Below are 12,663 nucleotides of genomic sequence, written 5' to 3'. Positions count from 1 at the left end.
CGGCTCGGCATCCGCGCCCTCAGGCAGACCGCGAACCGCAGCAGCATCGGAGGGCCGAGCAGCCGATTCCGACGGCGGCGCCCCGGCCGGGCGGCTCTGTGATTGCGGTGGTGGTCGCAGATCGTCGAGACCTCGGGTCAGGTCTCGACCTTGGCTCCACCGCAGTGCGGTGGCGATCTGGTCGAGCGAGAACCCACCGGAGAACAGATCGGCCATTGAGTGGGTGATGACTGGGGAAAAACCGTTGGCCAACAACAATCTTGGCAACAGCAAATTGATGTTGAGGCGACCGTTTCCGTCGTTGTGCGGATGCATCACATGCAGGGTGCGCACCACCCGCCCGATGGCGCGCAGCTGGTCGTGTTCGGTGTCGGCCGCCGCGATGTCGTCGTAGTACTGACCGAAGACCGCATCGATCATGCCCGAGACCTTGCGTTCGGGGAGTTCGGTCCTGATCTCCGGAATCTTTTTGCCCCAGGACGACGAAATCGTGACGATCACGTCGTCGCCGAAGCTTGGTGGCAACGGTTTGAACTTGCCGAGATCGGCCGGGGCCATCGTCACCAGCGGATGACCGTCGACCTGCTCGGTCAACAGGTCATCGGCCGGTCCATCCGCCAAAATCGAATGAAAGACGTGATACTCGTCCACGTCGGCGACCTCGAAATCGCTGTCTGGTATACCGTGCGTTACCTCCCAGTGCATGTCGGAGTACTCCGTCGAATCGACCCGCTGCGTCAGCCTTTTCGGGTTGTTCAAGAACATCTCGAACGCATGTTCCATGTTCGCCTGGAAACCGGGTGACTGGTCCTCGTCATATAAGGATCCCGGGTCATCGCGCTCGACCGCCGCCGCATGATGCTGCGGATCGATGTAGAGCCTCCACCAGTGGTTGGCGGGGACAATGTCGCCCAGCGGCGCCACCTTCCTGCGCGACACGTCCGGCCAGTCATGCCCGCCGATCTGGTCCAGCCACTGCCGCACGGAGCGGTTGTATTCGACCACAGGCGGATTCAGCAGACCCTCGTGGCCGTCAAGTGGCGGGGGTGGCGCCACGGCCTCGACATCGGGATCGGCGTGCGCGGGGGCGTCGTGGGGCGAGGCCGGTTCGGGCGGGATTTCACTGTGCACGCCCTCCGGCGGCGTCGATTGCGACGGCCTGCCGTCGTCATCGCCCGGCGACCCAGCGGTGTCCGGGTCGAGCGCCGCGTCCTCGCTCAGATCATGGCCAACACGCGACACCGCATTGTCGCCGTGGCGTGTGTGGGAGCCCGCATCGTTCTCAGAGGCGAAGGGATCGCGCTCGAGGTCGTTGACATGGTCGGTCCCATCCGAACCCTCGTCGAGACTCGCACCGCCGCTGTGCCGTGAGGGACCGGCCTCACCGCTTCCGCCGTGTAGCACCGTTGGGGCGGAGCCGGTTTCCTGCCCCGGGTGCGGGCGCCGCCCCGAACCGGTCGCATGCGTGTGCTCTCCCGTTGGCGCGTCGGTGGCTGCGTGCGTGCTAGACGCCGCCCCCACGAACCACTCAACCACCGGATTGCCTTTGCGATCCAGCTTCGGCGGCCATGCACTGACGGTTCGGTGTTGCCCATCCAGGGCGTACACCTTCTCGCCGTCAAAGAACACGTTGAAACTGTGTGCCTGCCCCTTGGCGTACTTGATCCCCACCACCGTATGGGCGCCCCCACCCGCCGAGGTCAGCCGCTGGTGAATGCCTTCGGGCGTATCCGAGATCCACGACAGCCCGGTAAATCCGCTCAAATCATCAGTGGTCAGTTGGGCCAGGTGCGCCCGCCCGAAACTCGGTGTGCCCGAGAGCCTGTCGAACACCACCATCGTGACCGGCGCGCAGTTAAGCAGACGATCGCCGGTCGGTGGCACCCGCGGATCCCCGTCATTGTTGACATCCCCAATCCACCTCTGAATGTCCTCGATGGTGCTCTCAGAGTGCGGGAAACCATCACCCGACGATGGTTCGTCGCCTGCCGGCTTCCCTGACTGCGGACCGGGCACGGGCTCCGTAGGCTCATCAGCTTCCGTCTGCATTGGGGCGGCCACCACTGCATCGGCGTCGTCGGGGTCGTGAACGGTGTCAGGCTGTGCGCCGACGCTATCGGCGCGGTCATCACTAGCGGCCGAAGAGTCATCCAGCCCGGCATGCACATCGCCGTCGCGCGTGTCGCCCCGCTCACCGACAGAGGTCGAGTCGGCTGGATCAGGCACGCCGTGCAGCACCGTTGCGAACCGCTGCGGGTCGTCAAACCCATCCCCTGCAAGCTTGGTGGTGGAATCCGCTTCGGATTCCTCGCCACGACCCGGCCGATTCCCGCTGCCGCCAGTCGTGGCTCCCTCGGTGGTCGAGGTCTCCGACGGCCTCGGTGGGGGGGTAGGTCGGTCACCCTTAGGCTCGGCGGTGTCGGATTGCTCAGCCGGATGTTGGCTGCCCTGGCTGTGTTCACCAGCGGGCGATGACTCGTCGGTTGAACGATGACTGTCGTTGCCGGGGAACGGGTGTACGTCATCGCCGTTCGCACTGTCGCGCGGCGGTTTAACGGTGGTGGTTGATGGTTCAGCGTGGTCAGTCCCGGCCGCGGCGCCTGCTGCGGACCTGGTGGGGCCGTCCCCGGTATCGACCAGCTCGGTGTCGTTTCCGATGTGTTTGGTCGTGGACCCGCGAACCGCGTGGGACCCCGCACCATCCTCAGACGCCGGTTTGACCGGTCCCGCCACCGGCCCCTCAGCGGACCGCGCCACCACCGTCGGCTCCGACCGCGAGGACCGCCCGGCACCGGCGGTAGCCGCCGACGAACCACTGGGCTTGTCCGTCGGCGTCGTCCGCGACCCACCACCCGCACTGTCGGACACCGACCCCGACACCCGCGTATCACCGTCCGGTGTCGCCGAATCCGACGACGCGGCCAGACCCCGAACACTGGGTATTTCCGAATCCCCCTCGCCGGCAGCCACACTCGCGCCACCCACCGCGCCGGGGTCCTCCGGGGAAACCGAACCGCTGCCCCCCGGCGCGGACAATCCCGCATCCGGCACCGCCATCGCTGTATCGAGGTGCTCCTCGCGCTGCTGAGCACCGTCAGACACCGGGGAACCCTCGACGCCCCCCGGACTGGTCGAGGCCGGCACAGCAGCCCCCGACGCGGCGGCCAGCGAGGTCTCACCGTCGAGGTGATCCGAGGACATCGTGGCTGGCATCGAACTGTCTGACTCCACACTTCGCGGCAGGCCTGCGGCTTGCTCCCCGCTGGCAGTGGCCAACTCATCGGAGCCGGCCGGCGAAGCCGCATGCTCGAGGGAAAGCTGAGCGGGGGGCGTGGACGCGGCATCCCCCTGATCAGAACCCGGTGTCGACACGATCCCCACACCCGCATCAGGCGCGCCAGCCCCACGATCGACCGGGGCCGGTGGCGGCGGGTCGGCGGCCACCGACGACGAGGCGGTGGTCGAGGAGTCTGCGCCGGTCGAGCCCAGCGCAGCAGCGGCCTGAGACTGCTGATTCCCAGTCGGATTGGCCTCAGCTTGGGATGCGTTATGAGTAAACGATTCGGCCGCACCAGACTTCGCAGTCGGAGTGGCCGCGGGATGGTTGGCGAATCGTGATGCTTGTGACGGCGCCGACCCGGTTGCCGACCCCCGACCCGACGACACCGACCCCGCCGCCGACGAATGGTGGGAGGAGTTGGCCACCGACGCGCTGGCCGCCGCCCCTGCCGAGCCGGCTGCCGACCCCCCCGCCGCCGACTTGGATACCCCAGCAGTCGTCGCCGCCCCGTCAGCACCCGAACCCGAGGACTGCCCCACACTGCCCTGCCCCACACCATGAGTAAGGGTGGAGGTGTTCTCTCCCCCACCCGCCACGGTGGCGGACGCCGACACCCCGCTACTACCACCGGCATCGTGTCCAGCACCAGCCACCGAGGTACCGCCGACAGCCAACAGATCACGCTGCGAGCCCGACCCGGCACCGTTGGGGGATGCCGTCGCCGCGAGCGCCGGCCCCTTCGCGGTCGACGTGGCACTCCCCTGCACTACTGAGCCTGCTCCGTTGGTGTCAATCGAAACTCCCTGCGCCCCAGCAGTATCAGCGCCCAATCCCTCGACCGACGGATCCAAGGTCGCGGTCTGGCCCCCCTCGTCTGGCGGTGGTGCCTGGTCGGGAAATAGCTGATCGCGCGATGCTCCACCAACCCCAGCGTCAGTATCAGCGGTGGTGGGCTTGGTGTCTGGCACCGCTACCGGGTGAACCTCGACATCCCCCGCGCCATGAGCCCCGCCATGTTCGAAGCTGCGGATCCCCCCCGACGGCGCCCCCCCGGCTGCCCCCCCAAAAATATCGGCCGCATCCACACTGCCCCCCGTGGCCACCGTCCCGGCCACATTGGCGACCACACCCACCCCAAAATGAGTCCCCGCACCGCTGAGCGCCTTCCCCACAATGCTGGTGGACTGCCCCACCACATGAGCCAATCCATGATGCACAACCGGACCCACCACCCCACCCACGAGCCCACTAGCAGCAATATCGAGGGTCTGCTGCACATCAAGACCGTTACGAACCCCCTCCAATATCTGGAAGTCCTGGATCAACAGATCCTGCACCACACCCTGGGCCACCGATTCGGCGATACCGGGAAGCAAATGCGCCGCCTGCACCACAGCCGCCTTGAACAACGCTTTGCGCCCCGCCGCAGTCGCCACCTGAGCAAGCAACGCCGCGATCCGATCCCCCAACTCCTCGACCAACTCCCGCACCGCGGCCACCGTGATCGCCTCAATCGCCGGAATCCACGCCAACGACGCACCAAACGTAAAATCCGCTTCCCACAACGCCGTTGCAATCTCATACGCCGCAATCGCCAACGAACTCAAAATCTGCAGTTTGGTGTACTGAATCTGCGTCCCGGTCTGCTCAGCCAGGTTGCCCAACGACGTCATCGATCCGACCAAGTCTTGCACCGACGAATCACCGGACAACAACGACTCAAACTGCCCCGCCACCGCATTCGCCGTCTGACCGGTCAACGACGAGGACACCTGCGACTGCGCCTGCTGCAACGCCGGCGCCGCATCCGACAATTGCTCCGCCGCACTATTCCAATCGCCAGCAAGAGCAAACATCGCCGTCTCATCACCCTGAGGCCACTGCTGACCCGTCAAATACGCAACCCACTGCAACTCCGGCGGAATCTCAATACCCATCCCACACCCTCACCCCCAGGAGATGCTCAAGTCAGCGCAACCGAATTCAGGTGTTGGGTGGTTGGCCGTCAGGCGTCGGATTGGGTTGGCCGTGGGCCCCTTTCTGCGCACCGCTGGTGGCCGCTTGCACCGCAGTAGAGATACCTTCACCCGCGGGCTGAACGAGAGCCTCCGCGATCTGAGTCACCGCACCAGAACTCGAGCCCGACGTTGCGTCGGCAGCAGTGGTCCAAGCGCTCCCGATATCGGTACCCGCCTGCTCCAGGGGCCCGTTCGAATTGCCACTACCACCCGAAGTAGCGAGCGAGAGTTGGTTCCCTGCACCATTGGTGCCGCCCGAGCTAGGCGCCGATGACGGATTGGGCGCGCCGCTATCCGGCCCACTTGACGTCGAAGTATCCGCGACGTCCGAATTGGAGGTCGAGCTCGACGTCGTGGAAGTGGCAGGCACCGCGGGAGTGGCAGGCACCAAGGCGGAGGTCCGACTCGACTCCGGCGTCGTAGGAGTAGTCGACCCTCCGGCACCCGCAACCGCCAAGTCGGACGTCGCACCCGGCGTCGAAGGAATCGCAGGCACCGCGGGAGTGGCAGGCACCAAAGCGGAGGTCCGACTCGACTCCGGCGTCGTAGGAATCGCAGGCACCGCGGGAGTGGCAGGCACCAAGGCGGAGGTCCGACTCGACTCCGGCGTCGTAGAAGTAGCCGACCCTCCGCCACCCGCAACCGCCAAGTCGGACGTCGCACCCGGCGTCGAAGGAACCGCAGACACCGCGGGAGTGGCAGGCACCAAGGCGGAGGTCCGACTCGACTCCGGCGTCGTAGAAGTAGCCGACCCTCCGCCACCCGCAACCGCCAAGTCGGACGTCGCACCCGGCGTCGAAGGAACCGCAGACACCGCGGGAGTGGCAGGCACCAAGGCGGAGGTCCGACTCGACTCCGGCGTCCTAGGAGTAGCCGACACTGGCGTCGATTGGGAACCACCACCAGTCGAAGAACCACCACTGTTACCGGAGCCAATGGTGGTAAGCACGTTACCGATCCCGTTTCCAGACGTCTGGCCCTGTTGGTCCTGTTGGGCGAAATTCTTGGCACTGGCCGTCAACGACTGCGCAATCTGATCAAGTTGCTGGGTAATTCCGGTGATCGAGCTGTTCACTTGGTCGACTTGTGCGAGGTATCCGTTCGAGCCGTTAGCGAACTGGTCACCCGTGGAGTCGTCGCCCCACGGCGTGCCTAGGGCGGCCAGTTGAGAGTTCAGCGAAGTGAACATCTCCTTGATCTGGGAGCTAATGTCAGACACGTTGCTGGCAGCCTTTTGCAGCTCCTGCGTTTCCACGCTGAGTGGTTCAGTCATTTGTGCTACCTCCTCACTACGGGGAATTGTTTGAAATCGTCGAAGCCGTCATCTTCGTCGCTAGCATGTCGGCTCTCGCCCGGCGCGTTACTCCTCAGACCCGTTATCGCGTCGTGAAATGCCGGCGTGTCCGCGACCAGGCGAGACAGAGACAATATTTCGCTGCGTCGGTCGGCTAATGGCGCTTGAAGGGCGATCGTCTGCTGTTCGACGTCTTGAGCGGCCTGGCGCGCGGCTTTCGTCACGTGATCGCCCAGAGCGGCGAGATCGAAGTCTTGCAAATAGCTTTCGTCGATGACCGTTTTGACGACACAATGTCGAGCATCAACCGTGACCTCGACAGTTCCGTTCGCCGCGCTCGCCTTTGCGGTCAGGCTTGACCGTCTTTGTCGCATCGCCGGCAGGTCCTGCAACTGCTCTCGGACTAACGACAGCAAATGGGCAAGATCGTGGCTCGCCGCATCGTTGTTCATGTAATGGCTTCTCCCAGAGGTGGATTGGTTATGCCCGGTAGTCACAACGAAGTTCCCGCAGGATTGCGACGTCGTTGGCGATCAGCTGGTCGATTTGCTCACACAGCGCAGCTCTGGTCATGGGCCGGGCATGAGAGTGGTCGGGGACATACATGTACTCGCCGTCGTCGATCACACGGACCCACACAATGGCCGTCTTACCCGTATCTGGACCCCATTTTCGTGTTGGGCGCCAATGGCTTTGCACGGTCGCGTAAGCCGTCACGTGGCTGGCGGGAACCATCACCTCGGTCGAGTTCCGCCTCGAACGGACGACCAAGTCACCGTTGTCGAACTCCGCACGGCCCTGCGGAAGATACTCGGGTATAACGATACTGGGATATCGGCCAGGCTGACACAATGACAGGTCGTCGCAAATGGCAGTGCTCAAATCATACGGTGACAAGGTGTAGATATCGACTAAGTCTTCATCGGGACGCTGGGCAGCGAAGAAGCCCAATTGGCCTGCACGATAGGCTATTAGGCGTACACACGGCGTGTCGTCCGGTATGTACTGAACGTGGCACTCGACGCGAATGTCCGCAGAGTCGTACGCGACCGCGGATTCCATGAAGATGTTGAGGTCGCCATGGAAGAATCGGTCGACCACTGTACTTGCGTACTTGGACGCTTCATCCTGGGTGCGGAACCTGGAGCCTTGGGTGAGCACGAAGGGGTAGGGCAAAGAATCGTCGCCGTAGTACCGGGTGATCATTCGCAAGTCCAGCAGGTCCAAAGTTCCTACCTGACTTATCAATACGCTGCTCACTCGATCCCCTGGACAGCCACCGACCGCAGCGATGTCACCGACCGACCTCCGGCCGAAGCTCGGAGGTCGCACGCCTAGAGGTACCGACCGCGCGCGGCGGGGAGGTTGACGGTTGGGGAACCTGCGGCGTCGGCACGGCTGGTGGAACATCCACTTCCTCTGAGCCGTCGTCACCGATTACAGGCAGCACGTGGTCGACTTCGCCGATCACCATCTCGCCGTTCTTTGCCCGCCGTAGAGCCTTATTTGCCTTGTGTTCCTTGGCATTTTGCCCGCGTTGCCCTCCTCCGCCGCCGCCACCTGGCGGCGCCCCCTGCGAAGATCCCCCAGTGCCTTGCAGTCCACCTAGGCGCCCCGCACCTGAACCGTCAGCAGCGCCGCCGCCCTTGGTGGCAGCGGCCACCGGGGCGCCAGGCGGAGACATCAAGTTATTGCCCGGGGACCCGATGCCAGCGCCGCCACCTCCGTGGCCGGCAGCGTGGCTCGACCGAGACGACGGGTCAAAAGCGTTGGGACTGTTCGGGAGAGCTCCATTCGGGCCCGCACCGCCCTGGTGGTTTTGAGCAGCGCCCAGCGCCTGTTGGAGGGGCTGTCCGAGCTCATCTCCGGCTTGGCTCAATGCGCTGCCCAACTGGGAACCGGACGACCCGCCTGCCCCGGCCGAACCACCAGTCCCGGCCGAGCCACCAGTACCGGCGGAACCACCAGTCCCGCCTGAGGAGCCACCGATACCGGCCGAACCACCAGTCCCGCCTGAGGAGCCACCGATACCGGCCGAACCACCGGTCCCGGAAGAGCCACCAGTCCCGGCCGAACCGCCCGAGGAGCCTGTCAGACCAGTCAGCGATCCTGGGTTGAACGAGCCAGCGTCGTCAGAGGCCCCAGAGCCAGCACCGGCGCCGGCCCCGGAGCTATCCGAACCCGCACCGGAATCGCCGAAGTTGCTGCTGAAGTTGGCGTTTGGTGCGCCAGCGGACCCGGCACCATTAGAGCCAGCACTGTTAGAGCCAGCACCGGCGCCATTGGCGCTGTTGAACGGATCCCCGGAGCCATCGTTTGCGGATGACTCGGAGTCATTCGGGTCACCAGTGGGTCCGGTGAAGTCGCTGAAGGGATCCCCTGTTCCACCGGTGGTCGACCCGTCGTCCGACGATGGCGGCGGAGTGCCTGCGGCAGACCCCCCCGTGCCCAGGGCGTTGAATTCAGCCGGTGGAGGCGGCGGCGTGAAGCCCGCTCCGGCGGTACCCGCCCCGGCGGTGCCCGATCCGCTGGCTGCCGCTGGCGGCGGCACAGCGAGGTTCGTCCCTACCCCGCCAGATCCACCGCTTGTGGCACCAGCAGGTGGTGGGGCCACATTCACCGGGGGTGGCGGTGTATTGGCGCCAGAGTTGTCCGGTGGCGGGATGTTAGAGCCCGAGTTGTCCGGCGGCGGCGGTGCGTTCGACCCCGAGTCGTCGGGCGGCGGCGGTGCGTTCGACCCCGAGTCGTCGGGCGGCGGCGGTGCGTTCGACCCCGAGTCGTCCGGTGGCGGCGGCGGTGCGTTCGACCCCGAGTCGTCCGGCGGCGGCGGGTCCGACAGCGAACTCATATCGGCTGCTGAAGAAGTTGGGAATCCGGGATTGTTACTGGCGATGCTTGTGATGTTCGGTGCATACACGGTGTTCATGACGTCTTGTGCAAAAGAGTTGTAGGTCTGATTGATCAGATCTGCTTCGTGCGGCCATCGATTCAGCGAATCTTGGTAGCCGGCCTGGTTGGACACCAGATACCACCTGGTTTCAAAGACGGTACTCGCGAAGGCGTCAATCAGAAGACCTAGCGCATTTGCTCCCGAGGCCATCGTGGAAAGGTCTGGAAGCGACTGGGTGATATTCGCGATGGCTGCATCGTGCGTTTTTCCAACCCACTCGTTAAGTTGTTCTTGCGCCTCGAGCGCAGTTTGGAAGTTATCTGACGCGGTGATGATGTTGCTGGCTATCTGCTGCCACGACTTTCCGTTGCCGTTATCAAGCGTGCCGGATGCGTCCTCGAATTCATCCAACATCGACTTGAAGCTGACGCCGCTGAAATCTTCAATGGCAACAGTGGCCGGATCCGCGGTGGTTCCGCTAATATCTTGGAATTCGTTCTGCGTCGAGGTCAGCGCGGTGACCTCAGAATTTGAAAGGGACTCCAAGACGGCCCAATTTGCCCCGGCAGTATTAACGGGTGACTTACCCGCGTTAATCATGTCATCGATTTGCTCGGCTGTCAGTGATTTTTTGTGATGTGACATCAGCCCGTCGTTCCTAGCACTATCCGGATTGCATCAGACGGCTGGTGGCCTTGCTTAGGGTCGTTTCAAACTCGTCAAGATAATGCATGTATTGCCTCATGGCTTGCACGATTCCGGTGATGCCGTTGACATCCAAGTCGAGGTTTTGCTTCGTCTGTATGGCAGACGACAATGAACCCGGGTTGCCGAGCGGACCCATATTGACCATATTGTTGACTTCGTTTTGCAGCGCATTGCGAAGGTCGTCCACAATGTTCAGATACGCCGCCTCTGTCTCGGGCGACAACTTCAGGTCAACCGGCCCATTGTCTTGCAATTGCTTCAATTGGCTAGTCAAGTCGCTGATGCTGGCCCCGCCGCCGGAAGCGCCGGTTGCGGCCGACCCGCTACTGTTCGAGGCGCCTCCGTTCGAGCCGCTGCCGCTGGACCCGCTGCCGCTGGACCCGCCGCTGCTGGACCCGCTGCTGCTAGAACTACTGCTGTTAGACCCGCTGTTCGCCATCAGTTCGCCTTCCTCACCATCGAATGCCCGAGTGGCCCGGGCGCTTGCCTTAGAACCGGCCTACGATGCCGTCGCTGCCTGTCGCGGCGTTTGCTGATTGTCGTGGGGTCGGTGGCGAACACCACGCATGGAGCCGATTTGTTGATGGCTCCATTGCGGTGCAGCTTCGCCCTGGCCCCGTATTCCATCCCTTCTCTTGAGGACGCTTTTCAGATGTTCATTCCACGTCACCGGGAAGCGAATCCCACGTAATCGCAATCGCGCTGCCTATATTGCTAAAGCTGCCAGACCGCAATAACCCCTTCGTCATTAGTCGGGCACGTCGTCGGGCTCGAGAATTCTTCCCAGCCGTACAAGACCTCTACGTCCTGATCAAATCTGCTGCCCGTTCGGCAATGCCGTAGACAGTCGCATTTGTATTGGCAGGAACAACGGAAGGCATGACGGATGCATCGGCGACCCGCAGACCGCTGAGCCCGTGCACGCCTAAATCGGCGGGATTAACAACCGACATAGGATCAAATCCGAGTCGGCAGGTGCCGCTGTAGTGGAAATAAGTTCGTAGACTGCGTTTGAGGTAGGCGTGCACGGCGTCGGCGTCTTGTGTTGCGGGTCCCGGCAGTGCCTCTCCCGATGTGTACGGCGCCAGCGCCGGCGATCGCGCGATGGTACGGGCCACTTCGAGCCCCGCCCTCATCGTTTTCACGTCGCGCTCGTCGCCGAGATAGTTGGGATTCACCAATGGCGCGGCGGTCGGATCCGCGCCAGCCAGTCTGATGGTGCCGCGACTGTATGGTGTCATCGCAGAGAATCCGATCGAATATCCACTTTCCGGTACGGGCGCCCATGCTTGTGGCAACGGCAAGCTGATGAATTGGATATGCAAGTCGGGAATTGGGCCCGGGGTTATGGCTGCGATCAGCCCCAACACTTCACCCGGAGGGTGCGGCGGATACACGGGAATAGCGGGGCCGGCCATGACGAGGGTGCACATCGGATGGTCTTGCAGATTGCTGCCCACACCCGGCAGGTCCGCGACGACGTCGACGTCAACCTGCTGTAGGTGTCGCGCAGGACCAATCCCGGAGAGCAGCATGAGATGTGCCGTTCCGATGGCGCCAGCCGTCAACACGACTTCGCCGCCATCGGCGGCCAGAATCTGGTTGCCCGACGTGTAGTCGATCCCGACGCAACGGCCGGCGACAATGCGCAGACGGCGGACGACCGCCTTCGCGACGACGGTCAGGTTGCTCCGGTGTAGGACCGGCCGAAGATATGCATCGGCCGCACTTTGTCGTCGGCCGTCGACGAGGTTGAGATCGCACCACCCAAAACCGGTTTCCAAGCCACTGCTGATATCAGACGCCCGGTGATAACCCGCCTGTTCGGCTGCCTCGACGCACGCTTCGGCAAAGGGATGCGGCGGGTCTAACACGGACACCGTGAGTGCACCGCTGTCCCCGCGGATTGCGGGGTCGCGACCGATCGCCCGCTCACTGCGCCGAAAATGGGGAAGCAGGTCATCGAATCCCCAACCGTGAGCGCCCTCGTCGGCCCATGCGTCGTAGCTGGCATGGTGACCCCGGAGGAATAGCAAGCCGTTGACACTCGAAGACCCGCCCAAGGCACGTCCGCGGCGAAGCGTCACGCGACCTCCGGTCCCGGCTTGGGGCGTGGATTCGTCGGCCCAGAAATCCGAGGGGTCAAGCGTCAAAAATCCCCAGGGCGAGCTCATTCCATCGGTTGGTTCGCTTGCGCCGGCCTCAACGAGAAGAACCTGGATGTCGGGGTCTTCTGATAGACGCGCAGCGATGACGCAACCCGCGGTACCCCCACCAACGACGATGAAATCGTAAACCTGCGAACCCATAATGTTCGGTTTCCCCACCGTTCGTGTCGCGTCTATGCGCCGCAGGCGCGGGCAAATTAGACGTCAGCACATACATGCCGAGAGAGCGCCTCGTAGGCCCACTGGCTCAACCAGGATCGCCCGACGCCGCGTGTCTCGCTAGAACCAGAACGCCACAGATATGG

General features: G+C 63.7%; 12 protein-coding genes and 2 pseudogenes. 8 read left to right on the top strand and 6 right to left on the bottom strand.

Going from position 1 to position 12,663, the window contains the following annotated elements; genetic code table 11:
- Positions 1–219: 219 nt before the first annotated feature.
- The 4 genes from G6N33_RS24200 to G6N33_RS27210 all read left to right on the top strand — a co-directional run bounded on the left by G6N33_RS24200 (position 220) and on the right by G6N33_RS27210 (position 3,841).
- On the top strand, positions 220–804 hold the full coding sequence (locus G6N33_RS24200) for a hypothetical protein (RefSeq protein ID WP_163771668.1): 585 nt from the start codon (positions 220–222) through the stop codon (positions 802–804).
- A 222-nt stretch (positions 805–1,026) separates the two neighbouring features.
- Complete coding sequence (locus G6N33_RS24195; protein WP_163771666.1) at positions 1,027–1,371, top strand: hypothetical protein; 345 nt, start codon at positions 1,027–1,029, stop codon at positions 1,369–1,371.
- A 1,297-nt stretch (positions 1,372–2,668) separates the two neighbouring features.
- Positions 2,669–3,088 carry a hypothetical protein gene (locus tag G6N33_RS24190; protein WP_163771664.1) on the top strand — a complete coding sequence of 140 codons (420 nt, stop codon included), beginning with the start codon at positions 2,669–2,671 and terminating at the stop codon, positions 3,086–3,088.
- Positions 3,089–3,589: 501 nt separating this feature from the next.
- Positions 3,590–3,841 carry a hypothetical protein gene (locus tag G6N33_RS27210; protein WP_101528873.1) on the top strand — a complete coding sequence of 84 codons (252 nt, stop codon included), beginning with the start codon at positions 3,590–3,592 and terminating at the stop codon, positions 3,839–3,841.
- Positions 3,842–4,860: 1,019 nt separating this feature from the next.
- Here G6N33_RS27210 and G6N33_RS28110 read toward each other — a convergent pair.
- Positions 4,861–5,136: pseudogene (locus G6N33_RS28110) on the bottom strand (WXG100-like domain-containing protein); the annotation flags it as partial.
- Positions 5,137–5,546: 410 nt separating this feature from the next.
- Between G6N33_RS28110 and G6N33_RS27595 the strand changes: the two are divergent.
- Positions 5,547–6,335 carry a hypothetical protein gene (locus G6N33_RS27595; protein ID WP_232069448.1) on the top strand — a complete coding sequence of 263 codons (789 nt, stop codon included), beginning with the start codon at positions 5,547–5,549 and terminating at the stop codon, positions 6,333–6,335.
- A gap of 5 nt (positions 6,336–6,340) precedes the next feature.
- On the opposite strand, the pseudogene G6N33_RS28025 reads toward G6N33_RS27595, so the two are convergent.
- The 3 genes and pseudogenes from G6N33_RS28025 to G6N33_RS24165 form a co-directional block, all read right to left on the bottom strand.
- A pseudogene (locus G6N33_RS28025) lies at positions 6,341–6,571 on the bottom strand (WXG100 family type VII secretion target); the annotation flags it as partial.
- A gap of 5 nt (positions 6,572–6,576) precedes the next feature.
- Entirely contained in the window at positions 6,577–7,044 is a 468-nt protein-coding gene (locus tag G6N33_RS24170) for a YbaB/EbfC family nucleoid-associated protein (RefSeq protein WP_044506248.1), read from the bottom strand.
- Positions 7,045–7,072: 28 nt separating this feature from the next.
- A complete protein-coding gene (locus tag G6N33_RS24165) occupies positions 7,073–7,819 on the bottom strand; it encodes a hypothetical protein (protein WP_044506251.1) in 747 nt (248 codons plus the stop codon).
- Positions 7,820–9,255: 1,436 nt separating this feature from the next.
- On the opposite strand from G6N33_RS24165, the gene G6N33_RS24160 reads away from it, so the two are divergent.
- Both G6N33_RS24160 and G6N33_RS24155 read left to right on the top strand, forming a co-directional pair.
- Positions 9,256–9,543 (top strand): hypothetical protein, encoded by a 288-nt coding sequence (locus G6N33_RS24160; RefSeq protein WP_044506253.1) that lies wholly within the window; start codon positions 9,256–9,258, stop codon positions 9,541–9,543.
- Between the two features lie 267 nt (positions 9,544–9,810).
- Entirely contained in the window at positions 9,811–10,119 is a 309-nt protein-coding gene (locus tag G6N33_RS24155; RefSeq protein WP_155945870.1) for a hypothetical protein, read from the top strand.
- Between the two features lie 27 nt (positions 10,120–10,146).
- On the opposite strand, the gene G6N33_RS24150 is transcribed toward G6N33_RS24155, so the two are convergent.
- On the bottom strand, positions 10,147–10,464 hold the full coding sequence (locus G6N33_RS24150; protein WP_155945871.1) for a hypothetical protein: 318 nt from the start codon (positions 10,462–10,464) through the stop codon (positions 10,147–10,149).
- A gap of 7 nt (positions 10,465–10,471) precedes the next feature.
- Between G6N33_RS24150 and G6N33_RS24145 the strand changes: the two genes are divergently transcribed.
- The gene (locus G6N33_RS24145) at positions 10,472–10,726 is read left to right on the top strand and encodes a hypothetical protein (protein ID WP_044506258.1); all 255 of its coding nucleotides are present in this window, start codon (positions 10,472–10,474) and stop codon (positions 10,724–10,726) included.
- A gap of 264 nt (positions 10,727–10,990) precedes the next feature.
- On the opposite strand, the gene G6N33_RS24140 is transcribed toward G6N33_RS24145, so the two are convergent.
- Positions 10,991–12,499: a GMC family oxidoreductase gene (locus G6N33_RS24140; protein ID WP_044506260.1), complete on the bottom strand. Its 1,509-nt coding sequence runs from the start codon at positions 12,497–12,499 to the stop codon at positions 10,991–10,993.
- Positions 12,500–12,663: the final 164 nt, after the last annotated feature.

The organism is Mycobacterium simiae, from assembly GCF_010727605.1.
In the GTDB taxonomy this organism is placed as follows: domain Bacteria; phylum Actinomycetota; class Actinomycetes; order Mycobacteriales; family Mycobacteriaceae; genus Mycobacterium; species Mycobacterium simiae.
Note: the sequence above shows the minus strand (reverse complement) of the source record. Positions and strands in the feature narration are given on the sequence as shown.